This window comes from Streptomyces sp. NPDC048514 (assembly GCF_043199955.1).
GTDB lineage: Bacteria > Actinomycetota > Actinomycetes > Streptomycetales > Streptomycetaceae > Streptomyces.
Genome location: NZ_JBICWT010000010.1, coordinates 17202 through 38842, shown reverse-complemented (window position 1 = coordinate 38842; position 21641 = coordinate 17202). Strand labels below are relative to the sequence as shown.

Below are 21641 nucleotides of genomic sequence, written 5' to 3'. Positions count from 1 at the left end.
GATCCGATTGTCCCGGCTCATCAACCGCGGCACGGGAGGGACCAGCCGCGGGTGGGCCGGTGGAGATCGACCGCGGGGGGGGCCGGTGGAGATCGGCCGCGGGGGGGGCGGCGCCCTCGGTCGCGCGGGCGGCCCGGCGGGCGGCGCCCCTCAGTCCCCTGGGCGGCACAGCGGTCGGCGCCCGTCGATCCCGGCTGGGGGGTGGAGCCGCTCAGCCCCGGTGGGCGCGCAGGGCGGCGAGGGCGCGGTCGGCGTGGGTGTTCATACGCAGTTCGCTGCGGACGATCTCCAGCACCGTGCGGTCCTCGGCGATGACGAAGGTGACGCGCTTGGTGGGGGCGAGGGAGAAGCCCCGCCTGACACCGAAGCTCTCGCGGACCGCGCCGTCGGCGTCGGAGAGCAGCGGCATGCCCAGGCCGTGCGTCCCGGCGAACTCCTGCTGCTTCTCGACGCCGTCCCCGCTGATCCCCACGGGGCGGGCCCCCAGGCCGGCGAATTCGGTGGCGAGGTCGCGGAAGTGGCAGGCCTCGGCGGTGCAGCCGGGGGTGAGGGCGGCCGGATAGAAGAAGAGCACCACCGGCCCGTCGGTCAACAGCTCGCCGAGCCGCCGGACGGTGCCCGTCTCGTCGGGGAGGGCGAAGTCCTCGGCCTTGTCCCCGACCTCGACGCGTCCCCGCACTACCGCCCCTCCCCGTTCCGGGCGACCCCGCGCGCCCACAGGACCAGCGGCACCTGCAGCGGCAGCCGCGCCACGGCGGCCCTCCGCAGCGGTGCGGGCCGGTGCCGCCAGTCGACTGCCATCTGCACGTTGGCCGGGAAGACCCCGACGAAGAAGGCAGCCGCCGCCTTCGCGGCCACCGCACGGGTCCGGGGTGCGGCGATCCCGGCCGCCAGGGCCAGTTCGACGACTCCGCTGCCGTACGTCCAGGCGCGGGGCGAGCCCGGCAGCATCCGGGGAATGGTCGCGTCGAACCGCCGCGGGGCGGCGAAGTGGGCGACTCCCGCGGCGGCCAGCAGGCCGGCGAGTAGCAGGGGCGAACGTTCGGACCGGGACACTGTTCCTCCTCTGACGACCTGCCGCCGGATATTACTCGACAGTAGACGCCTCGGTGACCCCGTCCCTCTCCGGCGGCCACCGGCCCGGCCCTTCCCGGGGACGGGGAGGACGGGGGCCGCCTCCCCGCCGAACACCGGGCGGGCCGGTCCGCGCTCGGGCGTGCACGTCCCGGGGGACGTCCCGGCCGTCCCCCGGGACACGGGAAGGGCATTCCGGGGGCCTGTCACGGCAAGCCTGGCTGTCGTGATCACTGCTCGTGGTCACGAGAACGACAGCGGAGGTTTCCATGATCCGACGTACTCTCCAGAGCGGTCTGCCGGCCATGCTCGCGGCCCTCGCCTTCCTGCCGGCGGCGGCCGGCGCCGCGTCGGCGAGCACCACGACCATGCAGCCGGTACCCGGCGCCATCGTGCGGCACCACCACGCGGGCGCCCCCTTCCGCCTCGCCGCCACCGGCCGCGTCGTCACGCGCCACGCCCGGCTCAACGTCCGCTCCGGTCCGGGCACCGGCTACCGCGTGGTCGGTCACCGGCACGCACGGCGGCTCGTGGCGCTCACCTGCAAGACCCCCGGCTCCGCGGTGCTCGGCAACCGCACCTGGTACCGCCTCCCGCACCACCACGGCTACGTCTCCGGCCGCTACGTACGCCTGAACCGCGCTCTCCCCTGGTGCTGACGTCCCCTCACCATCCCGTCCCCTGACCGCCGAAGGCCCGTTCGACGACCCTCGAACGGGCCTTCGGTGCGTCGCCGCCTCACGCTTCTCCTGCCTCGCCGGAGTTCCAGGCGCCGCTCGAACGGGAAGCCATTCCGGCAACAGGGGCGAAATGCGCCCATAGCGGAGTGGGAGTCGAGGAACGCACGATGCGGCACCCCCGAGGATCGACCACGCCGGACGGGCCACCACTGGCGGGACTGCGCGAGTTGAAGGACCGTACGGGACTGAGCCTCGCCGCGCTGGCCGCGCGCACCCCGTACAGCAAGTCCGCCTGGCACCGCTACCTGTCCGGCGCCCAGCGGCCGCCCAGGGCGGCGGTGGAGGCGTTGTGCCGCCTGGCCGGCGTGGACCCCCAGCCCGAACTGGCCCGGTGGGACGCCAGCGCCGCGAGGCCTGCGCCGGACCCGCACCCGGCGGCGGCCGAGGCGCCCGCGCGGAACCGCCGGCGCCGCTGGCTTCCGCTGTCGGCCCTCGTGCTGGGCGGTGCGGTGACGGGGCTCGCCGCGGCCTTCGCCCTGTCCGGACGGGCGGGTCCCGTGCCCGCCTCGCAGCCTCTGCCGGCACCGCCCGGCTGTCACGGCCACTCCTGCCAGGGCGAGTTGCCCGACACCTCGGCCTGCGCCCGGGACGCGCAGACCCGGAGCACGGTCACCGACGCCGGGTACGCAGTGCGGCTGCGCTACTCACCGGGCTGCGGCACCGCCTGGTCCGAGGTGCGGATCCGCTCCCCGCGCTCACGCCAGGTGTCCATCCGGGCGGGCCGGGCCGTGCTCTCGGCCAGCTATCCGGCCGAGAACTCCACCGGTTACAGCAGTCCGATGCTGCCGGTGTCCTCGCCCCGGGGTGTGGAGGCGTGCGCCGAGGTGGCCGGAGAGCTGGCCTGCACGGGACTGGACGTGACGCCGGGCACCCAGGGGTGACCACCTCGACGTCTCAGCACCCGACCCCGCCACCCCGCACCACCTCGACGCCTCACCACCCGGGCCGGCTCACCACCCACCCCCGCCACCACCACGGCATTCCTGTCTTGCCCCGGCCGGGTGGCCGGCGCACGCTGGGGCTATGGGCGCTCAGGACGGTCCCACGCTCATCGCATCCGTCCAGCGGGCCTTCCGTTTGCTGGAGGCGGTGAGCGCGCACGAGAACGGCGCGCCGGCGAAGCAGCTGGCACGCGAGACGCAGCTGCCCCTGGCGACCGCCTACCACCTGCTGCGCACGCTGGTCCACGACGGATACGTACGGAAACTGGACGACGGCGGTTTCATCCTGGGCGACAAGCTGAGCCACCTGTCCACGGCGGGCGGCGCGCAGACGCTGCTCAGCCGCGCCCGGCCGGCGCTGGCCGCCCTGCGGGACGAGTTGTCCGGCGCCGCCTACCTCACGTTCTACGAGGAGGGCGAGATCAGGGTCGCCGAGATCGTCGACGGCCCCCGCACCCCGCGGGTGGATCTCTGGGTCGGTTTCGAGGACGCCGGTCACGCCACCGCCCTGGGCAAGTCCGTGCTGCGTGAGCTGGACGAGGACGGCCGCCGGGAATACCTGTCCCGGCACCACCTCGCCGACCTCACGCCCCGGACGATCACCAGTCTCCCGGAGCTGCTCCGCAGGATCGAGTCCCCGCCCCTGGCACCGGCCGTCACGGACCTGGAGGAGTACGCGCTCGGCACCATGTGCGTCGCCGTGCCCGTCTACCGCGGGGACGTACTCGGCTCGCTCGGCGTCTCCATACCGGTGGAGCGGCAGGTGCCGCTCGCCGAGATCCGGGCACGGCTGCTCTCCGCCGCCAGCCGTGTGACCAGGAGCCTCTCGCTCACTATCTGAAATTCCGCTCCTTGTGGCCGCCTGGCCCAGCATGTTCTCTGGACGAAAGGGACATTCCGGGTGTGCACCCCGTACAGATGAGGACTGCGGACAGAACATGAGCCAGGCCCGAATCCATGGCGGCGACCACGCGTCGATGCGGCTGTTCAGAAACCGTGCGGCCGGCGCCCGGGGGTGGGTCCCCCGGCGCGCCGCCGGGCAGCTGGCCGCGGGCCTGCCCGTGCTGCCGGTCCTGGTCCTCGTCGCGGTCCTGCTCGTCGACCTCGCCGGCGGGACGGGGGCGATCTGGCTGCCGCTGCTGGCGGCCGGACCCGCCCTGGCGGCCGCCACCAACGGGCCGCGCGGCGTGCTCTGCGTCGGCCTCCTCGCCGCGGCGATGGGCGCGGCGCTGGGCATCGCCCACGGCGTTCCCGTCCACGAGCTGGCGGCCGTACTGTCCGCCGTACCGGCCGTCGCCGCGGCGAGCGGTCTGGCCAGCGCGTTGCGCGGCCGCCGTGAGCGAGTGCTCGCGGCCGTCCGCTCGGTCGCCGAGGCCGCCCAGCACGCACTGCTCCAGCCCGTCCCCGAGACCGTCGGGCCGTTCCAGGTGGCCGTCCGCTACAGTGCCGCGGCCGCGGAGGCCCGGATCGGCGGGGACCTCTACGCCCTGGTGCCCACCCCGCACGGGATCAGGCTGATCGTCGGCGACGTGCGCGGCAAGGGGCTGCCCGCCGTGGGAACGGCGGCGCTCGTGCTCGGCGTGTTCCGCGAGGCCGCGTACGACGAGCCCGACCTGCTCTCCGTCGTCGGCAGGATCGAGCGGAGCCTGGCGCGCAACCTCGGCCCCGACGACTTCGTGACCGCCGTGGTCGCCGGACACAGCGGGTCGGGACAGCTGGAGATCGTCAACTGCGGGCACACGCCTCCGCTGCTGATATCCGCCTCGGGAGAGGTCAGGGCGGTGGAGGCCGACCATCCCGCGCCGCCGCTCGGGCTGCGCGCCCTGTCGGGCCAGGCCCCCCGCCTGCAGCGGCTGCCCTTCGCGGTGGGGGAGCAACTGCTGCTCCACACCGACGGGGTCACCGAGGCCCGCGACCACACGCGCGCGTTCTATCCGCTGGCCGAAGGGGTGGCCCGCCATGTCTGCGACGAGCCGGCCCGCACCCTCACCGCGCTCCACGACGAGCTCCTGGCCCATGTGGGCGGCCGGCTGCATGACGATGCCGCCCTGCTCCTGTTGCGCAAGACGGCGGACGAGCCGGTTCGGGTGCCTTCCTGGGCACCCGCGCTCTAGAGCGCGACGAGTTCGGCCCACCGGGTGATTCCGGCGGGGTGGGCCCGTAGGCCGTGGCGCGTCGCCAGGGCGTGCACGATCGCCTCACCCCGGCCGTGCTCGTCCGGGTCGATCCCGGCCGGGGACCGGCCCGGGGGAAGCGTGGGTCCGGCGTCCGTGAGCTCGACCCGCAGGGTGCCGCCGCCGGCGATCCACGTCCACGACAGTTTCAGCACGGCCGGCGGCCGGGCGTGGATGATCGCGTTGGTGGCCAGTTCCGACACCACCAGGAGCGAGTCCTCGACGATCTCCGGGCACACGTTCCAGTCGGCGAGGACCGCGGCCACCCGCCGGCGTACGGCCGGGACGGCGCCTGCGACGGGCGGGACCGGACACACGTGTTCGCATGCCGCCCGAAGCAGCGTGTTGAGCTGTGCCGCCATGTTCTCTCCCGGTGGTGTGTGCTGCCGGCTCCGCGCCGCGATCCGGCGCGTTCCAGACCTTCAGGCACCGTATGGAGACAAATCGGGCTGGTCAATGAACGATGGTCGGCATTACCGAACGGGACCGCTCTCGGGACGTCCCTCCGTCCACGGGCAGGGCGTGCGAGTCGGTAATAGGCTCGCTTCATGACGGGCCCGGTCCAGTCGATCGAACGGGCGGCGGCGATCTTGCGCCTGCTCGCCGGTGGGCCTCGCCGACTCGGGCTCGGCGAGGTGGCGGCGTCGCTCGGGCTGGCGAAGGGGACCGCCCACGGCATTCTGCGCACGCTCCAGCACGTGGACTTCGTGGAGCAGGACGGGGCTACCGGGAAGTACCAGCTCGGAGCGGCCCTGCTGCACCTCGGCACCAGCTACCTGGACGTCAACGAGCTGCGCTCCCGCTCTCTCAACTGGGCCGATGCCCTGGCCGCCCGCAGCGGGGAGGCGGTACGCCTCGGCACTCCGCTGGAGGGCAGGGTGCTCATCGTCCACCACGTGTTCCGGCCGGACGACACCTTCCAGACCCTGGACGTGGGCGCGCTGCTGCCGTTGCACGCCTCCTCGCTCGGCAAGGTGCTGCTGGCCTACGGGACCGCGACCGTCGAGCCGGCCCGGGAGCCGGGGCTCGAGGCGTACACCCGCCACACCCTGGTCGACCCCGAGCAGCTCGCCCGGGCACTCGCCGAGGTCAGGGAGGTCGGGTGGGCCGCCGAGACGCAGGAGATGAGCATGGGCGAGGCCGGCCTCGCCGCTCCGATCCGGGGGCACGGCGGGCTCGTCGTCGGCGCCATCGGGCTGTCCGGGCCGGTCGAGCGGATCTGCGACGCCCAGGGCCGCCCTCGCCCGCCGCTGATCAGCCTGATCCGGGAAGCCGCGCGGGCGGTCTCCAGGGATCTGGGAGCCGCCCGCTGGTAGGGCCACGACAGCCGCCCCTCGATCCGTCGGAAGGCAGACCCGATCATGGCTGAACGGTACGTAATGTCCATCGATCAGGGCACCAACTCCACCCGATGCATCCTGTTCGACCACCGTGGGCGCCTGGTCTCGGTCGCGCAGAAGGAGCACCAGCAGCACTTCCCCCGGCCGGGGTGGGTCGAGCACGACGCCGTCGAGATCTGGCAGAACCTGCGACGGGTCGTACCCGAGGCCCTGTCCGAAGCCGGTGTGGACAGCGGGCAGGTCATCGCCATCGGCCTGGCGAACCAGCGGGAGACGACGGTGCTCTGGGACCGGCGGACCGGAGCCCCGCTCGGCCGGGCGATCGTCTGGCAGGACACCCGCACCGCATCCCTCGTCGACGACCTCGGGCAGCACCCCGGAGAGGCGTTCTTCCTGGAACGGTGTGCTCTGCCGCCCTCCACCTACTTCTCGGCGCTGCGGATCCGGTGGCTGTTCGACCACGTCAAGGGGCTTGAGCAGCGCGCACGGGACGGCGAGGTGCTGTTCGGCACGATGGAGAGCTGGCTGATCTGGAATCTCACCGGAGGCGCCGACGGCGGCCTGCACATCACCGACGCCACCAACGCCAGCCGCACGATGCTGATGAACATCCGCACGCTCGGCTGGGACGACGAGCTGCTGGCCTTCTTCGGCGTGCCCCGCTCGATGCTGCCCGAGATCAGGTCCTCCGCCGAGACCTACGGCGAGGCCCGTTCGCTGCTGCCCGGCGTCTCCATCACGGCCGCCCTCGGCGACCAGCAGGCCGCCCTCTTCGGCCAGACCTGCTTCTCCCCCGGCGAGGCCAAGTGCACCTACGGAACGGGCAGCTTCCTGCTGCTGAACACCGGGCGCGACATCGTGCGGTCCCGGAACGGGCTCCTCACGACCGTCGCGTACAAGATCGGGGACCAGCAGCCGGTCTACGCCCTGGAGGGGTCGATCGCCATCACCGGCGCCCTCGTCCAGTGGTTCCGCGACCGCCTGGGTCTGATCAGCAGCGCCCCGGAGATCGAGACGCTGGCGCGGACGGTCGAGGACAACGGCGGCTGCTACATCGTCCCCGCCTTCTCCGGCCTGTTCGCGCCCCGCTGGCGCAGCGACGCGCGCGGGGTCATCGTCGGACTCACCTCGTACGTCACCAAGGGACACCTGGCGCGTGCCGTCCTGGAGGCCACCGGATGGCAGACCCGCGAGGTGGTCGACGCCATGAACGCCGATTTCCCGGTCTCCCTGCAGGAGCTCAAGGTGGACGGGGGCATGACCGCGAACAACCTGCTCATGCAGTTCGTGGCCGACGTGCTCGACGTTCCCGTGGTGCGGCCCATGGTCGCCGAGACGGTCTCCCTCGGCGCCGCCTACGCCGCCGGACTCGCCGCCGGCTACTGGCCGGACCTCGAGGTACTGCGCCACAACTGGCACCGCGCCGCCCAGTGGCTGCCCGGCATGGACCCCGGGCCGCGGGAGTCGGAGTACGACAACTGGCAGCGGGCGGTGGAACGGTCCCTGGGCTGGGCCGGACAACCGCGAGCACACTGAAAGCCCGGCCGGGCTACGACGGTGCCGGGGGTCAGCGGGTGGGGCTGACCGGTGCCGGCCACTGGCCGCACCTCCCCCGCACCGGCGAGGGGGACGCCGGGGGCAGGCGAACCGTCCGCCCACCGGAGCGGGGGAAGCCGAGGGCAGGCGAGCCGTCCGCCCACCGGAGCGGGGGAAGCCGAGGGCAGGCGAGCCGATTGCGCGCGGGCTCGGTCACGCGTCGTACGGCACGGGCGGTCCCGGGCCCGTTCAGGCGAACCGGTGACGAAAGGCGCGTGAGGGTCCGGGCAGCGGTCGAGACCTTCAGCCGTGACCGCCGTGACCCTGCCGCTCATCCCGCCCATGCTCGCCACGCCCGGCAGCCTGCCGCCCGCCGCCCAGGACGAGCGGTGGGCGTACGAGACCAAGCAGGACGGCCAGCGGGTGATGGTCTACCTGCCCGGCGACGGCAGTGTGCTGTTGCGCGCCCGCTCGGGCGAGGACATCACGGCGGCCTACCCCGAACTGCGGCCCCTGGGTGCCGCGCTGTCCGGGACGCCCGCGGTCCTGGACGGCGAGGTGCTGGCCCTGGACGAGCGGGGCCGGGCCGATTTCCAGCTGCTGCAGAGCCGGATGGGCCTCGCGCACGCCCCCGCGCGGGCGGCCCGCCGGGCCAGCCGGGTGCCGGTGCACCTGGTGCTGTTCGACGTTCCGTACCTGGCGGAGTCACTGGTGCGGCTGCCGTACGTACGACGGCGGGCACGGCTGCGGGAGCTGGGACTGGCGGGGCCGTACTGGTCGACGCCGGGGGCCGTGACCGGGCACGGCGCCGAGGCGCTCGCGGCGACCCGGGAGCACGGCCTGGAGGGCCTGGTGTGCAAGCGCCTGGACTCGGTGTACGAGCCTGGGGTGCGGTCCCGGGCCTGGATCAAGATCCGGAACATGCGGTCCGAGGACGTGATCGTCGGTGGCTGGCTCCCCGGCAAGGGGCGGCTGACCGGGCTGCCGGGCGCGGTGCTGGTCGGTCAGCGGGCGGCCGGCCGGCTGCGCTACGTCGGCGGGGTCGGCACCGGCTGGAGCGAGGCGGAACGGACCGAGCTGGCCCGGCTGCTGCGGGCCGCCGCGAGCAGCCGGTGCCCCTTCGAGCCCGCGCCACGGATCGCGGACGCCCACTGGGTGCTGCCCCGGCTGGTCGGCGAGGTCGGCTACAGCACCCGCACCCGGTCCGGAATGCTGCGCCAGCCGTCCTGGCTCCGGCTGCGCCCGGACCTCGCACCCGATGAATCGGCGGCGGACCTGCCGGAGGACCTCGGCCCGTGACGGTGAAGCGGCGGCCCGGACCCACCGGGAAGGCCACCGGTCACCCGGCCGGCGGCCGCCCGCCACCCGGGCCGGCACCCTCCACCGACCGGCAGCCCACCGGTCGCCCCGGCGACACCGCCACCGACCGACAACCCACCGATCACCCCGGCCGACACCGCCACCGAACGACAACCCACCGATCACCCCGGCCAACGCCTCCACCGACCGGCAGCCCACCGATCGCCCGGGACGGCGTCTTGGCAGATCGGCAACGCACCGGTCGCCCGGGACGGCGTCTTCGCGGATCGGCAACCCACCGGGGCGGCGTGTCCGCGGCGTGCGGCCGCGCGGTGCGGGCGGGAGACCGGACTCATCCCGGCATCACGTGGTCCCTGAGAGCCGTGCGGCGAGGTGCCGCTCGGTCCAGGGGAACCACCACCGCGGTGTAGAAGCGGTGGACCGCGTCGTCGACGCTGCGGATGAAGCCGGACTCGGCGTTGCCGCGGCTGCTGCCCATGCCCTTGAGCAGGGACAGGCGGAAGCCCGTGATGCGCGCGCCGTCCCTCGGCAGTATGTCCGCCGGCTCTGGACGCAGCCGCTCCAGCGTGCTTCTAGGGCCGCTCGTCTCCCCCTCGACGAGCGTCTCGACATGGAGGTCCGCCGGTGCCTCGGCCAGCTGCCGGATGAGCCGTTTCGCCCAGGAGAGGGGGTAGCCCTGCTCGGGTGCCGGGATCTCGATGGAGGTGCGCAGCCTGCCCGTACGGAGGTCCGCGCTGATCGCCAGGATGCCGGGCATGCCCTCGATGCGCAGCTCGGCCTGCAGCCTTCCGTCGCGGCAGAGCTGATCGGCGAGACCGCTCCGCCGTGCTCCCGGATCCGTTCCCCGCTTGACGCGCTGCACGGGCAGTACCTTCTGCCCCAGCTCCCCGCCGAGAGCGAGGCACACCTGCCGGACCAGCCGCTCCCAGCTCTCGACGACCTCCAGGGCCCGCGGATCCCCCTGACACAGGGTTTCGTCGTCGATGCCGTTGCGGACCGGCACCCAGGCCCGGCCCATGTTCTGGAAGCCGTGGCAGCCCGAGTTCTCGTGCTGCAGGTAGTGGAGCAGTTCCTGCAGGAGCCAGGCGTGCGCGCCGTTGCCGACACCCTCGTGCCGGATCAGCAGCTGCGCCTGGTGCGCGACTTCCGCCCACGAGAGGTGCCGGAGCGCCACCTTGTGCTTCCGGCGTCCGTCGATCTTGACGTCGACGAGCGGGCTGCCCTCCAGCGCGACGTCGTTCGACACCGTGATCACGGCCTCGTACCCACGGCGCGCGGCGATGTCCATGTACGCCTGCGCCTGGTCGGCCCGGCAGGATCCGTCGGGCCGGTCCTAGGTCTCCGGGAATGCCTCGGGGAGGCCCAGTGCGCCGGACACGTGCCGCCAGATCGCCGTGAGGGCCGTGTCCAGGGTGACCGTGGGGTCGCGCAGCATCAGGCGGATCCCGTAGCCGTCGCTGAGGGACAGCACGAGGGTGCCGAGGTCGTCCACGTCGGCCGGCGTGAACTCCCCGGAGGCGATGCCGCGGCGGATCGCACCGGCCACCCACGCGTGCAGCTGGGCGTAGAGGTCGACGGCGAAGACCCGGGTCGTCTCGTCGCGCAGCGCCCGGGCCCACAGTTCCTGCCAGAGCCGCCAGTCCTGGTGCAGTTCGGGGTCGGTCGGCAGCAGGTTGCGCAGGATGCGGGCCAGGACGACCGCCGCGGGCGCCGTCCCCGCGTCGCGTTCGGCGTCCAGGGCCGTGTGGGCGAAGGAGTGGGTCATCGCCTCGGTGAACAGCTTCTCGCGAGTGTCGAAGTGGTAGTGCAGCAGCGCGGTGGACACACCGGCCCGCTCCGCGACCATGCGCATCCGGATCTTCTCGAAGCCGGTCTCGGCGATGACCTCGCATGCCGCGGTCAGGATGCGCTCGCGCGTCTCCGCCGTGTTGCGCATCTTGGTCGGCACCCTGCGGCTCCCCTCGTTCGGTGGTCGTACGCCGGGACCATTTTCCCTCACGGCCGGTCCGCCGGTACGGCCGTCCCGCCGGTGTCCGGGTACGTGTGGAAACCGCGCCCCGATTTCCGGCCCAGCAGGCCCGCCTCCACCATCCGGGACAGCAGCGGCGGTGGCGAGTACTGGGGCTCGCGGAACTCGGCGTACAGCGACTCGGCGATGGCCCTCGTGGTGTCCAGGCCGATGAGGTCCGTCAGGGCGAGCGGGCCGAGGGGGTGCGCACAGCCCAGCACCATGGCCCGGTCGATGTCCCCCACGCTCGCGCCACCCGCCTCCACCATGCGGACGGCCGCCAGCAGGTACGGCACGAGCAGGGCGTTGACGACGAACCCGGCCCGATCCCGGGTGCGGACGACCTCCTTGCCGAGCCCGCCGGTCACGAAGGCCTCGGCCCGGGTCACGGTGTCGGCCGAGGTGAGCAGGGACGGGACGAGTTCGACCAGCGGCAGGACCGGTACGGGGTTGAAGAAGTGCACGCCGACGACCTGTGCCGGGCGGGTGGTCGCGGCGGCGAGCCGGATCACCGGGATGGAGGAGGTGTTGGTCGCGAGGAGGGCGTGGTCGTCGGTGAGGACGGAGTCCAGCCGGGTGAAGACCTCGAGCTTGAGGCGCTCGTCCTCGGCCACGGCCTCGATCACCAGGTCGCGGTCGTGGAGCGCCTCCATCGCGTCGGTCACGGTGATCAGCCCGGCGGCGGAGTCGCGCCGCTCCTTCGTGAGCCTGCCGTGGGTGGTGGCCCGGTCGAGTGAGCGGGTGATGCGCAGGCGCCCCGAGCGGGCCGCCTGCGCGTCGCGTTCGACCACGGTCACCGGCAGGCCGGCCCGCGCACAGACCTCCGCGATGCCCGCGCCCATCAGGCCGCAGCCGACGACTCCGACGCGTTCGATGCCGGTCATCCGAGCTTCCCTTCGATCTGTGTCGGCCGGTGTCTCAGGCGGTGGGCAGGTCCAGGACCCCGGTGCCGCGCCGCACCAGTTCGTTGGCGATGATCAGTCGCTGGATCTCCGAGGTGCCCTCCCAGATGCGGTCCACGCGCAGCTCGCGGTAGAGCCGTTCGACGGCGTACGAGCGGTCGTAGCCGCGTCCGCCGTGGATCTGCAGGCACCGGTCGATCACCCGGCCCGAGGCCTCGCTCGCCGAGAGCTTGGCGATGGCCGCCTTGGCGTGCAGCCGCTTGCGGTCCTCGGCCGAGGCCTGGTCGATCTCCCAGGCGACCTGGTGGGTGTAGGCCCGGTTGACGGCGATGTCCACGGCACTGTCGGCGAGCATGCCCTGGATCAGCTGGTACGAGGCGATCGGCGCCCCGAACTGCTCTCGCTCCACCGCCCAGTCGCGGGCCAGCTCCAGCGCCCGCTCGGCCGCGCCGGTTGTGCGGGCCGCGATCATCAGGCGTTCCTCGGTGAACCAGGATCGGGTGATGTCGTACCCCTCGCCGATGCCGCCGAGCACGGCGTCGTCGCCCACCTGGACGCCGGTGAAGGTGAACTCGGGGTGCTCGTAGACGAAGGTGTGCATCCAGCGCGGGACCCGGGTCATCTCGATGCCGGGGGTGTCCTTGTCGACGAGGAACAGGGTGGGGGCGCGCTCGGGGCCCGCCGCGGCGAGGACGATCATGAAGTCGGCGTGGTCGCCGACCGTGACGAACCACTTCTCGCCGTCGAGGACCCACCCCAGGTCGTTCTTGGTGGCGGTGGTCGCGAGGTTCTGGGGGTCCGACCCCGCACCGGGTTCGGTGACGGCGTAGCAGTCCCGCCGCTCGCCCCGGATCACCGGGATCAGGAAGCGCTCGCGCTGCTCGGGGGTGCAGAACCGGAGCGCGTTGGCGGGCCGCCACACCATGTCCCACAGGGCGCCCGTGAGGCGCCCCAGCTCCTCCTGGACCGTGACCTGTTCGGCGATGGTGAGACCGGCGCCGCCCCATTCGGCCGGCATGTTGACGGCCTGCAGCCCGGACTCCAGGACCGCGTCCCGGATCTTGGCGTGTGCGTCGGCGGGGAGACCGTTGTTCTCCTCGCACTGCAGCTCGTAGCCGGCGATGAGGTCGGTGAGGGCGCGCGCGTCGGCCTTGAGCTGCACTTGGCGCGGGGTGAGGCGGAAGTCCATGGAAGTCCTCGCTGTTCGGGGGATGAGGGGCGAAGGGCTCAGGCGGTGGGCAGCGCCAGGGCGCCCGTGCCGCGCTTGATCAGCTCGTTGGCGATGATCAGCCGCTGGATCTCGGAGGTGCCCTCCCAGATCCGGTCGACGCGCAGCTCGCGGTACATGCGCTCGACGGGGTAGGTGCGGTCGTAGCCACGGCCGCCGAAGATCTGCAGACAGCGGTCGGCGACCCGGCCGGCGGCCTCGCTGGCGGCGAGCTTGGCGGTGGAGGCCTTGGCGTGCAGGGTCTTGCGGTCGGTGTCCGGCCGGTCGGCCTCCCAGGCGACCTGGTGGGTGTAGGCCCGGTTGACGGCGATGTCCACGGCGCAGTCGGCGAGCATGCCCTGGATCAGCTGGTACGAGGCGATCGGCGCCCCGAACTGCTCTCGCTCCACCGCCCAGTCGCGGGCCAGCTCCAGCGCCCGCTCGGCCGCGCCGACCGTACGCGCCGCGATCATCAGGCGCTCGTCGGTGAACCACTCCTTGGTCAGCTCGTAGCCGTTGCCGACGCCGCCGAGCACGTCCTCGTCGGCCACGAACACGTCGGTGAAGGTGAACTCGGGGTGCCCGTTGACCGCGGAGTGCATGAAGCGGGGCAGGCGGGTCAGCTCGACGCCGGGCGCGGTCTTGTCGACGAAGAACAGGGTGGGCAGCTTCTCCGGACCCGCGTCCGCCTGCACCAGCAGGAAGTCGGCGACGTCCCCGCAGGTGACGAACCACTTCTCGCCGTTCAGCAGCCAGCCGCCGTCGGTCCGGGTGGCGGTGGAGGTGCCGGCGGACGGGTCGGATCCGGCGCCGGGCTCGGTGACGGCGAACGCGTCGAACCTCTCGCCGCGGATCACGGGCATCAGGTATTTCTCGCGCTGCCGCTCGTCGCCGTGGGCCAGGACGTTGGCGGGCCGCCAGGGGATGTCCCACAGGCAGTTGGTGACCTTGCCGAACTCCTCCTCCACGATGACCTGGTCGAGCAGGCTCAGCCCGGCGCCGCCCCACTCGGCGGGCATGTTGATGGCGTAGACGCCGGCGTCCATGGCGGCCCGGGTCAGTTCCGCGACGAGCTGCTCGGGCAGCGGGCCGCCGGCCAGCTCGGACTGGTCCTCGTACCGCATCAGCAGCCGGGCGTAGTCGGCGGCGCGGCGCTTGAGGTCGGCCTGCTCGGGGGTGTAGCGCATGTCCATGGGGGCCTCTGGCTTTCCGGGAGACGGCGTGCGGTGCGGTCGTGGGTGGGGCGGGCCGGGCATCGCATCGGGGCGGGGCCGGGTGTGCGGTCGGGTCGGGCAGGGGGTGGGATCGAGCACGGTCGGGCCGGGCGGCCGGGTGCTGTGCCGGGTCCGTCCCGGTCAGGTCGGGGCAGGTCAGGTGCGGTCAGGTGTGGTCGGTACGGCTCGGGAGTCCAGGGCCAGGACGCCGTGGGGCCGCACCAGGAGTGGGTTGACCTCGATCTCGGCGATCTCGGGGTGCGCGGCGGCGAACGCGGTGATCGTCTCGACGGCGGCCGCGGCCGCGGCGAGGTCGACGGCCGGCCTGCCGCGTACGCCGTCCAGCAGGGCGGCGGTGCGCAGTCCGCGCAGCAGCGCCTCGGCGCGGTCGGCGGGGACGGGGGCGAGAGCGAAGGCGACGTCGCGCAGTGCCTCCGCCAGGATTCCGCCGAGGCCCACCATGGCCACCGGACCGAAGCGCGGGTCGCGGTTGACGCCGACGATCAGTTCGATGCCGTGGGACAGGTCGGCCATGGCCTCCACGGAGTAGGAGGGCGCGCCGAGCCGGGCGTGCATCTCACGGAAGGCGGCGAGGAGTTCGGCGGGGCCCGCCAGGTTCAGGGCCACGCCGCCCGCGTCGGACTTGTGCAGCAGATGCAGAGCCTTCAGCACGTACGGGCCGGTGAACTCGTCGGTTGCGGCGAGGAGTTCGGACTCGTCGTGGATCTCTCGCGCCGCCGGGAAGGGCAGTCCGGCCGCTTCGAGGGCGTGGCGCGTGTCCAGGTAGCCGGTCGCCCGCAGTGGTGGGGCGGGCGGCGGCAGGGGGGTGAGGACGGTACCGAGTGGTCGCCGTGCCGTGGCGGCGAGGGCACGGGCCGCGTCCTCCGTGGCGTCGAACACCGGGATGCCGACGGCGGTGAGGGTGCGGCAGCTCGGTGAGTCGGGGTACATCGACTGCACCACCAGGGGTTTCGCCGAGGCCCGGTGACGGGCGGCGATCAGGTGTGCGGCTTCCCGCTCCCCGTCCGCCAGCGCCGTGCCGCCGCCGCCGAGCCCGCCGGCGGCTGCCGCGTAGCCGCCGAAGTAACCGGTCAGCAGCACGGCGTCGGCCTCCTCGGCGGCCAGCAGAGCGGCCACCGTCTCCGCGTAGGAGCCCGGATCCTGCTCGCCCATGCCGGCCAGGTCCACCGGGTTGGCGACGGCCGACTGTTCCCACAGGGCCTCCCGCAGCCGCTGCCGTGTCGGCGGCAGCAGCTCGGGCACCTCCAGGCCGGTCCCCTCCACGGCGTCGGCGGCCACGACCCCGTGTCCGCCACCGTCCGTGAGGACGGCGACCCGATGGCCGGTTGAGCGCCGCCCGCCGGCCAACGCGGCGAGTACGACGGTGAGTTCGCGCGGGCCGGCGACCAGTTCCACGCCCGCGTCCCGGCAGGCCGCGCTCACCACGTCGGCGGAGGTGGTGAGGGCACCGGTGTGCGACTGTGCGCTGCGGGCGGAGGCGTCTCCGCGGCCGGCGGTCAGCAGGACCACCGGCTTCCCGGCGCCGGCGGCGGCCTCGGCGAAGGCGCGTCCGTCGCCGAAGTCCTCCGCGTAGACGGCTATCGCGCGCGTTCCCTCGTGCCGCGCGCAGTCGGCGAGCAGGTCCACGAGGGTGACGTCGGCCTGATTGCCCAGCGAGACGAACCGGGAGAAGCCGAGGCCGTGCGGGCGGAAGCGGAGCTGGAGTTCGAGGGCGAGGTTGCCGCTCTGGCTGAGCAGGGCGACACCGCCGGGCGTGAAGGAGTCGGAGGCGAGGAAGAGGTCGGTGGTGTTGTCGGCGAGGCCGAGGCAGTTGGGGCCGACCATGACGGCACCGGCGGCCCGCACCCGTTCGGCGACCGCCCGCTGGCGGACCCGGCCCGCGTCGCCGGTCTCGGCGAAGCCCGCCGTGATCGCGACGATGGCCCGGGCGCCGCACCGCAGGGCCTCCTCGACGGCCTCCTCGAAGCCCGCGGCGGGCACCGAGACCACGGCCAGGTCGACGGGTTCGCCGATCGCGCCCAGGCTGGGGGCCGCGGTGCGGCCGAGCACCGTGCCGCCGCGCCGGTTGACCAGGTGGACGGGGCGGCGCCCGTTCGCGCGCAGCGCCTGGGCGGCGATGGCGTGGCCGTACTTGGCGGGGTCGTCGCTGGCTCCGACCACCGCGACGGAGACCGGGTCGAAGAGTGCCGACAGATCGCGTCCCATGTCACTTCACCAGCCGCAGCGCGGAGTTGGGGCAGGCGGCGACGGCCTCGGCGGCGGCCTCTTCGCCGCCCTCGGGCACGGGGGTGTCGCTCACCTGCGCGTAGCCCCACTCGTCGAGGTCGATCAACTCGGGTGCGGGTTCCTGGCACAGGCCGTAGCCCTGGCAGCGGGTGGCGTCCAGCAGCAGTTTCATGACACGGACCTTTCGGTGCGGCGGGGGCGGTGGAGACGTGGGGGCGTGAGGTGTGCGGGGCGGCCGGGAGACGCGTCAGGGCACCGGCACCGTGAACCGGCGTCCGTCCTCGGGTGCCGCGCCCGCACAGGCGGGGCAGGCGGAGCCGCGGTGGCCGTCCACCCGGTCGGGGAAGTGGGCGAGCAGGGTGGCGACGATGCGGGCGGCGGCGTCGAGCAGGCCGCAGGCTCCGCGCCCGGGCAGCTGGCGCGACCAGCGGTGCAGCTTGCCGGTGGTCTCGGCGTCCGCCTCGCCGCGCGCGACGGACGCCAGGGCCGCGGCCAGGGCCCCGGTGCCGGACACGCACACCCCGCACTGCCGGGCGCTCTGCGCGGCGAGGTAGGCGGCGGCCTCGGTGGCCACGGCGACCGGGCAGTCCCGCGGGTGCAGGAAGTGCAGTGCCCCGCAGCCCAGGGCGCCGCCGGCCGCGCTCAGGCGGTCGTGGTCGAGGGGCAGGTCGGTCCAGCCGGCTCCGTGCAGGCCGCCGAAGAGGCCGCCGAGCAGCACGGAGTCGGCCGCTCCGTGTCCGCACAGGTCGGCGAGGACCTTCAGACGGGTACCGGCGGGCACCTCGGCCAGCGCCGTGGCACCGCCGGTGTCCGTCTCGGCGCGGGTACGGCTCGTTCCCGACAGGGTCACCAGGTGTGCTCCGGCGACGGCGTCCGCGGCCTCGGGGTGTGCGTGCATGCGCGCGACGCGGGCCAGCGTCTCCACGTTGGCGACGAGGGTGGGCGCGCCGCCGACTCCGCTCTCGAAGGGGCGCGGGGGTTTCGCCCGGGGCAGCGCCGGGCCGCCGTCGATGCGCCGTACGACCGCGCTCTCCTCGCCCGCGACGTAGGCGTGCTCAGTCCGTACGACGTCGATGCACAGGTCGGCGGGGCATTCGGCGAGCGCGCGGCGTACGGCCCGCTCGGCCGGGGCGTCGGAGAGGTACACGCAGCCGCGTTCGGCGCCGGTCATGGCCGCCGCGAGCCGCAGGCCGTCCAGGACCGCGTGGGGCCGGTGGCGCAGCAGCCAGCGGTCCTTCACGGATCCCGGCTCGCCCTCCTCGCCGTTGGCGACGACGACGGCCCGGCCCGGGGCGTCGCGTACGGCGCGCAGCTTGACGGCGGCGGGAAACCCGGCCCCGCCGCGGCCGCGCAGGCCCGCCGCGGCGATCAGGTCGAGCATCCGGTCCGGCGCCGGCAGCGGGGCGTAGCCGCCCGCGGCCAGGTACCGGGAGGCGTCCTCGCCCCCGGCGGCGGACGGCCGGGCGCCGGACGGCAGCGGGCCGAGGAGGCCGGGCCGTCCGTCGGGGAGGAGGGAGAAGACGCCGGTCATGCGGTGCTCCTGGGCTCGGAGTGGCCGGCGGGGTGCGAGGAACCGAAGGGGCCGGTGCCGCTGCCGGATCGCAGGCGGTCCAGGGCGTGTTCCAGGTCCCGCCGCTGGGCGGCGGTGCGGGCGTATCCGGCTCCGGGCAGGCCGATCAGCATGCGGTGGTGGTCGAGGACGACCTCCCCCGCCAGCAGCGCGGGCCGTGGATCGCCGGCCGCTGGTCCCGTGGCGGCGGCCACGACCAGCTCCGTGACCTCACGGAGGTAGCGCAGCCAGCCGCGCTGCGTGCCGCGCAGCACCAGCCGTTCGACGCGGTGCCGCTCGGCGGCGACGAGGGCCGGCGGCGGTCGGTCGTCCAGGGGGGCCCGCAGGGCGGCCACCGCTGCGGGCAGCTCCTGTTCGGGCTCCGGGGTGAGCCCGAGCCAGACCAGACTTCGGCGATCGCTCATGCGTGCCTCCCGGGGCGCACCGTTCCGCTGGTCGCGGGAACGGGGTGGCGCGGCGATGGCGGGTTGGGGGGTGCTCCGGTGCCGTGGCGTGGTGGGGAGCGGGGCGGCTCACAGGGCCGCGCGATCAGGGGACACGCCCGGACAGCCCTCTGCTGGAGCCGACGCGTCCGACCTGCCCACGACACTAACTAACTAATTAGTCAGCCCACAAGTCTTGACTTGCCCCCGGCCTGAGCCCAGTCTGACTAACCAATCAGTCAGCCGGGACGGGCAGGTCCGGTCCCGCGTGGGACCAGCCCGCTCTCCCGCCCGCAGCCTCACCGCCCATCGCCGCCGCCGCGGCGCGGAGGAGGACTCCATGCACCCCTCGACCACCCGGGCAGACGCCACTCCCGCGGCCGCCTCCCCGCCGTCCCCCGGGGCCGGCCAGCCACCTTCCGGGGATCCCGGGGAAGCACTGTCCGCGCACTACTACACCGATCCGGCCGTCGCCGAGGCGGAGACCGAGCACATCTTCGCCAGGTCCTGGCAGCTCGTCTGCCACGAATCCGACCTCCCCGGGCCGGGCGCCCGGCTGACCGGCACGGTCGCCGGCCGAGAGGTTCTGGTGGTCCGCACCGAGGACGGCGCCCTCGCCGCCCACCTCAACGTCTGCCGGCATCGCGGCACACGCCTGGTCACCGCCCCGGAACCGTCGGGCAAGGCGATCCGCTGCCCCTACCACGGCTGGACGTACAAGCTGGACGGACGGCTCGTCGGCGCCCCCGAAGCCCGCCGGATCCCCTGCCTGGACAAACCCCGGCTCGGCCTCCACCCTGTCAACGTCGAATCCTTCCTCGGCTTCGTCTTCGTCAACCTCGACCTGGAGGCCGCGCCCCTCGCCGAGACCTGCGCCGGACTGGCCGAGGCCGTCGGTCACTACGCCGGGCCCGGTCTCGTACCGGTCGGGAAGCACCGCATCCACGACCTCGTCGACGGCGAGGAGCAGAACGCCAACTGGAAGGTGATCGTCGACAACTACCTCGAGGGCTACCACGTCCCGGTGGCCCACCCGGCACTGATGCGCCTGCTCGACTACCAGGCGTACACGGTGGACGTGCAGGAGAACTACGTGCTGTTCGAGTCACCCCTGCGCGACAAGCCGTCCTCGAACTGGACCGAGCGGCTCTACCAGCGCCTCGCCACCCCGATGCCGGGCCTCACCGAGGCCGACCGGCGGGTGTGGCGGTACGCCGTGATCTATCCGAACACGCTCATCGACTTCTACCCCGACCACGTGCTCGCGTGGACCGCCCTGCCGACCGCCCAGGACCGGGCGGCGATCCCGGGCGCCTTCTACACCCGGCACGGCGAGAGCGTGCGCACCCGGCTGGCCCGGCGGCTGAACATCCACATCGGCTGGGTCACCAACGACGAGGACGCCGAACTGGTGGAACGCGTCCAGGCCGGCCTCACCACGCCCGGCTTCGAGCCGGGCCCGCTCTCCCGCCGCGAGGCCGCGGTCGGCTGGTTCGCCCGCCGGGTCCGGGAGGACCTGGGGGGCGACGCCCGCCGGGGCCCGCGGGAGCTGCACGGCGACGCCCAGCGGGCCCAGGACCGGAACGACGCCCGCCGGGTCCCGCAAGAGCTGAAGGGCGACGCCCGGTGACGCCCGGCGGATCGCGCACGCGGCGCGCACTGCGCCTGCGGGGCTTACCACTCCCCCGCTGATCCGCGCTCGCACACTCCCCAGACCGGTCTTCACTACGGAGTCAGGGCCTCCGTGAGCCGACCAACCGGTCCGCCCTGGACTTGCGCCGTTCCTCGACGGAGAGGACGCTTCATGTCCCCCGCTCTCCCCGATCCACCATCCACCCCGCCGACCCGCCGCGCCGTACTGCGGGCAGGGGCCTGTGGCCTGCTGGGCGCCGCGGCCGCCGGCTGCGGGTTCATGCCCGCCGCGCCACCCGACGCCAAGGCCCTCGCCCCCGTCCGGGCCCGCGTGGACGGCGATCTCGTCTACTTCAACTGGGCCGACTTCGTCGACCCGTCCGTGTTCGAGGGCTTCGAGAAGGAGTACGGCGTCAAGGTCGTCCAGTCGAACTTCGACTCCATGGAGGGCATGGTCGCCAAGCTCAACGCGGGCAACCGATACGACATCGTCTTCCCCACCGCCAAATGGGCCCAGCGCCTGGTCCGCGGCGGCCGGCTGCGCCGCATCGACCACTCCCAGCTGCCCCACGCGAAGGCCGTGTTCGGCTCGTACACCTACTTCGCCGACCCCTGGTACGACCCGGGCTCCGCGCACACGGTCCCCTTCACCGCGTACAAGACCGGCATCGGCTGGCGGCGCGACAGGATCGGTGAACTGACCGGCTCCTGGCGGGACCTGTGGAGCGACAAGGCCCGCGGCAAGGTGTTCCTGCTCGACGACCGCGACGAGGTCCTCGGCATGGGCGCCCTGGAGCTGGGCCTCGGCGTCAGCACCGGCGACCCCGGCGAGCTGCACCGCATCTCCTCGCTGCTGGGCACCCTCCGCCCCCGGCTGCGCGGCTTCTCCAGCGACAGCTACAACAACCTGCTGAACGGCAACGCGGTGATGACACAGGCCTGGAGCGGTGACATGGCCGCCATGCTGAACCAGGCCGACGACCCCTCCGTCTTCGGCTTCCAGGCGCCCAGGGAGGGCACACCGATCAACTCCGACTGCTACGCCATCCCGTGGAACGCCCCGCACCCCGGTACCGCGATGCTCTTCATCGACTACATGCTCCGGCCGGAGAACGTGCGGAAGAACATCGAGTACATCGGATACCCGATGCCGGTGGCCGGCTCCGAGAAGATCTACGCCGACCTCGTCGAACCCTTCCCCGAGTGCCTGGTCACCGAGGACGACCTGAAGGCGGACCTGTTCTTCCGCAACGGCAGCCGCACGGCCGAGGACGCACGCGACACCGCCTGGACCCATGTGAAGGCGGGCTGATC

Annotated in this window: 20 protein-coding genes and 1 pseudogene; 9 read left to right on the top strand and 12 right to left on the bottom strand. The window is 73.5% G+C overall.

The features are described 5' to 3' along the window. Nucleotides 1-211 precede the first annotated feature (211 nt). Both ACGFT2_RS22415 and ACGFT2_RS22410 read right to left on the bottom strand, forming a co-directional pair. The gene (locus tag ACGFT2_RS22415) at nucleotides 212-679 is read right to left on the bottom strand and encodes a peroxiredoxin (RefSeq protein WP_393281090.1); all 468 of its coding nucleotides are present in this window, start codon (nucleotides 677-679) and stop codon (nucleotides 212-214) included. Next, on the bottom strand, nucleotides 679-1056 hold the full coding sequence (locus ACGFT2_RS22410; RefSeq protein WP_393281088.1) for a DoxX family protein: 378 nt from the start codon (nucleotides 1054-1056) through the stop codon (nucleotides 679-681). The genes ACGFT2_RS22415 and ACGFT2_RS22410 overlap by 1 nt, the downstream gene beginning before the upstream one ends. A gap of 287 nt (nucleotides 1057-1343) precedes the next feature. Between ACGFT2_RS22410 and ACGFT2_RS22405 the strand changes: the two genes are divergently transcribed. The 4 genes from ACGFT2_RS22405 (at nucleotide 1344) to ACGFT2_RS22390 (ending at nucleotide 4869) form a co-directional block, all read left to right on the top strand. After that, nucleotides 1344-1733, top strand: a complete 390-nt coding sequence (locus tag ACGFT2_RS22405) for an SH3 domain-containing protein (protein ID WP_393281085.1) — start codon at nucleotides 1344-1346, stop codon at nucleotides 1731-1733. Between the two features lie 188 nt (nucleotides 1734-1921). After that, nucleotides 1922-2695 carry a DUF2690 domain-containing protein gene (locus ACGFT2_RS22400; RefSeq protein WP_393281082.1) on the top strand — a complete coding sequence of 258 codons (774 nt, stop codon included), beginning with the start codon at nucleotides 1922-1924 and terminating at the stop codon, nucleotides 2693-2695. Between the two features lie 142 nt (nucleotides 2696-2837). Next, entirely contained in the window at nucleotides 2838-3596 is a 759-nt protein-coding gene (locus tag ACGFT2_RS22395) for an IclR family transcriptional regulator (RefSeq protein WP_393281079.1), read from the top strand. A gap of 97 nt (nucleotides 3597-3693) precedes the next feature. Then, a complete protein-coding gene (locus ACGFT2_RS22390; RefSeq protein ID WP_393281076.1) occupies nucleotides 3694-4869 on the top strand; it encodes a PP2C family protein-serine/threonine phosphatase in 1176 nt (391 codons plus the stop codon). Here ACGFT2_RS22390 and ACGFT2_RS22385 read toward each other — a convergent pair. After that, complete coding sequence (locus ACGFT2_RS22385; RefSeq protein WP_393281073.1) at nucleotides 4866-5291, bottom strand: ATP-binding protein; 426 nt, start codon at nucleotides 5289-5291, stop codon at nucleotides 4866-4868. The two genes, ACGFT2_RS22390 and ACGFT2_RS22385, sit on opposite strands and share 4 nt — an antisense overlap. 186 nt (nucleotides 5292-5477) lie before the next feature. Between ACGFT2_RS22385 and ACGFT2_RS22380 the strand changes: the two genes are divergently transcribed. The 3 genes from ACGFT2_RS22380 (at nucleotide 5478) to ACGFT2_RS22370 (ending at nucleotide 9104) form a co-directional block, all read left to right on the top strand. Then, a complete protein-coding gene (locus ACGFT2_RS22380; RefSeq protein ID WP_393281070.1) occupies nucleotides 5478-6245 on the top strand; it encodes an IclR family transcriptional regulator in 768 nt (255 codons plus the stop codon). A 45-nt stretch (nucleotides 6246-6290) separates the two neighbouring features. Next, nucleotides 6291-7805 (top strand): glycerol kinase GlpK, encoded by a 1515-nt coding sequence (gene glpK, locus ACGFT2_RS22375; RefSeq protein ID WP_393281067.1) that lies wholly within the window; start codon nucleotides 6291-6293, stop codon nucleotides 7803-7805. 318 nt (nucleotides 7806-8123) lie between these two features. Then, a complete protein-coding gene (locus ACGFT2_RS22370; protein WP_393281624.1) occupies nucleotides 8124-9104 on the top strand; it encodes an ATP-dependent DNA ligase in 981 nt (326 codons plus the stop codon). A gap of 352 nt (nucleotides 9105-9456) precedes the next feature. Here the strand turns inward: ACGFT2_RS22370 and ACGFT2_RS22365 are convergent. The 9 genes and pseudogenes from ACGFT2_RS22365 to ACGFT2_RS22325 all read right to left on the bottom strand — a co-directional run. Then, a pseudogene (locus tag ACGFT2_RS22365) lies at nucleotides 9457-10437 on the bottom strand (TerD family protein); the annotation flags it as partial. 21 nt (nucleotides 10438-10458) lie between these two features. Then, complete coding sequence (locus ACGFT2_RS22360; RefSeq protein WP_393281064.1) at nucleotides 10459-11073, bottom strand: TetR/AcrR family transcriptional regulator; 615 nt, start codon at nucleotides 11071-11073, stop codon at nucleotides 10459-10461. A 47-nt stretch (nucleotides 11074-11120) separates the two neighbouring features. Continuing rightward, nucleotides 11121-12017, bottom strand: coding sequence for a 3-hydroxybutyryl-CoA dehydrogenase (locus ACGFT2_RS22355; RefSeq protein ID WP_393281061.1), 897 nt, complete (start codon nucleotides 12015-12017; stop codon nucleotides 11121-11123). Between the two features lie 34 nt (nucleotides 12018-12051). Further along, nucleotides 12052-13224 carry an acyl-CoA dehydrogenase family protein gene (locus tag ACGFT2_RS22350; RefSeq protein ID WP_393281058.1) on the bottom strand — a complete coding sequence of 391 codons (1173 nt, stop codon included), beginning with the start codon at nucleotides 13222-13224 and terminating at the stop codon, nucleotides 12052-12054. Nucleotides 13225-13262: 38 nt separating this feature from the next. Next, a complete protein-coding gene (locus ACGFT2_RS22345; protein WP_393281055.1) occupies nucleotides 13263-14435 on the bottom strand; it encodes an acyl-CoA dehydrogenase family protein in 1173 nt (390 codons plus the stop codon). Nucleotides 14436-14612: 177 nt separating this feature from the next. Further along, a complete protein-coding gene (locus tag ACGFT2_RS22340; protein ID WP_393281052.1) occupies nucleotides 14613-16682 on the bottom strand; it encodes an acetate--CoA ligase family protein in 2070 nt (689 codons plus the stop codon). 1 nt (nucleotide 16683) lies between these two features. Continuing rightward, on the bottom strand, nucleotides 16684-16875 hold the full coding sequence (locus tag ACGFT2_RS22335; RefSeq protein ID WP_393281049.1) for a ferredoxin: 192 nt from the start codon (nucleotides 16873-16875) through the stop codon (nucleotides 16684-16686). Nucleotides 16876-16950: 75 nt separating this feature from the next. Further along, on the bottom strand, nucleotides 16951-18234 hold the full coding sequence (locus ACGFT2_RS22330) for an NADH-ubiquinone oxidoreductase-F iron-sulfur binding region domain-containing protein (protein WP_393281046.1): 1284 nt from the start codon (nucleotides 18232-18234) through the stop codon (nucleotides 16951-16953). Then, nucleotides 18231-18677, bottom strand: coding sequence for a hypothetical protein (locus ACGFT2_RS22325; protein WP_393281043.1), 447 nt, complete (start codon nucleotides 18675-18677; stop codon nucleotides 18231-18233). The genes ACGFT2_RS22330 and ACGFT2_RS22325 overlap by 4 nt, the downstream gene beginning before the upstream one ends. A gap of 358 nt (nucleotides 18678-19035) precedes the next feature. On the opposite strand from ACGFT2_RS22325, the gene ACGFT2_RS22320 reads away from it, so the two are divergent. Together ACGFT2_RS22320 and ACGFT2_RS22315 are read left to right on the top strand one after the other, a co-directional pair. Further along, nucleotides 19036-20325, top strand: coding sequence for an aromatic ring-hydroxylating dioxygenase subunit alpha (locus ACGFT2_RS22320; RefSeq protein ID WP_393281041.1), 1290 nt, complete (start codon nucleotides 19036-19038; stop codon nucleotides 20323-20325). A 174-nt stretch (nucleotides 20326-20499) separates the two neighbouring features. After that, nucleotides 20500-21639 (top strand): spermidine/putrescine ABC transporter substrate-binding protein, encoded by a 1140-nt coding sequence (locus tag ACGFT2_RS22315; protein ID WP_393281038.1) that lies wholly within the window; start codon nucleotides 20500-20502, stop codon nucleotides 21637-21639. Nucleotides 21640-21641: the final 2 nt, after the last annotated feature.

What these genes read in the sequence shown, in the direction of transcription:
- ACGFT2_RS22390 (WP_393281076.1), top strand. Translation starts at nt 3,694, where the DNA reads ATGAGCCAGGCCCGAATCCATGGCGGCGACCACGCGTCGATGCGGCTG.
- ACGFT2_RS22400 (WP_393281082.1), top strand. Translation starts at nt 1,922, where the DNA reads ATGCGGCACCCCCGAGGATCGACCACGCCGGACGGGCCACCACTGGCG.
- ACGFT2_RS22330 (WP_393281046.1), bottom strand. Translation starts at nt 18,234, where the DNA reads ATGACCGGCGTCTTCTCCCTCCTCCCCGACGGACGGCCCGGCCTCCTC.
- ACGFT2_RS22395 (WP_393281079.1), top strand. Translation starts at nt 2,838, where the DNA reads ATGGGCGCTCAGGACGGTCCCACGCTCATCGCATCCGTCCAGCGGGCC.
- ACGFT2_RS22380 (WP_393281070.1), top strand. Translation starts at nt 5,478, where the DNA reads ATGACGGGCCCGGTCCAGTCGATCGAACGGGCGGCGGCGATCTTGCGC.
- ACGFT2_RS22355 (WP_393281061.1), bottom strand. Translation starts at nt 12,017, where the DNA reads ATGACCGGCATCGAACGCGTCGGAGTCGTCGGCTGCGGCCTGATGGGC.
- ACGFT2_RS22320 (WP_393281041.1), top strand. Translation starts at nt 19,036, where the DNA reads ATGCACCCCTCGACCACCCGGGCAGACGCCACTCCCGCGGCCGCCTCC.
- ACGFT2_RS22335 (WP_393281049.1), bottom strand. Translation starts at nt 16,875, where the DNA reads ATGAAACTGCTGCTGGACGCCACCCGCTGCCAGGGCTACGGCCTGTGC.
- ACGFT2_RS22405 (WP_393281085.1), top strand. Translation starts at nt 1,344, where the DNA reads ATGATCCGACGTACTCTCCAGAGCGGTCTGCCGGCCATGCTCGCGGCC.
- ACGFT2_RS22325 (WP_393281043.1), bottom strand. Translation starts at nt 18,677, where the DNA reads ATGAGCGATCGCCGAAGTCTGGTCTGGCTCGGGCTCACCCCGGAGCCC.
- ACGFT2_RS22340 (WP_393281052.1), bottom strand. Translation starts at nt 16,682, where the DNA reads ATGGGACGCGATCTGTCGGCACTCTTCGACCCGGTCTCCGTCGCGGTG.
- glpK (WP_393281067.1), top strand. Translation starts at nt 6,291, where the DNA reads ATGGCTGAACGGTACGTAATGTCCATCGATCAGGGCACCAACTCCACC.
- ACGFT2_RS22385 (WP_393281073.1), bottom strand. Translation starts at nt 5,291, where the DNA reads ATGGCGGCACAGCTCAACACGCTGCTTCGGGCGGCATGCGAACACGTG.
- ACGFT2_RS22345 (WP_393281055.1), bottom strand. Translation starts at nt 14,435, where the DNA reads ATGGACATGCGCTACACCCCCGAGCAGGCCGACCTCAAGCGCCGCGCC.
- ACGFT2_RS22350 (WP_393281058.1), bottom strand. Translation starts at nt 13,224, where the DNA reads ATGGACTTCCGCCTCACCCCGCGCCAAGTGCAGCTCAAGGCCGACGCG.
- ACGFT2_RS22315 (WP_393281038.1), top strand. Translation starts at nt 20,500, where the DNA reads ATGTCCCCCGCTCTCCCCGATCCACCATCCACCCCGCCGACCCGCCGC.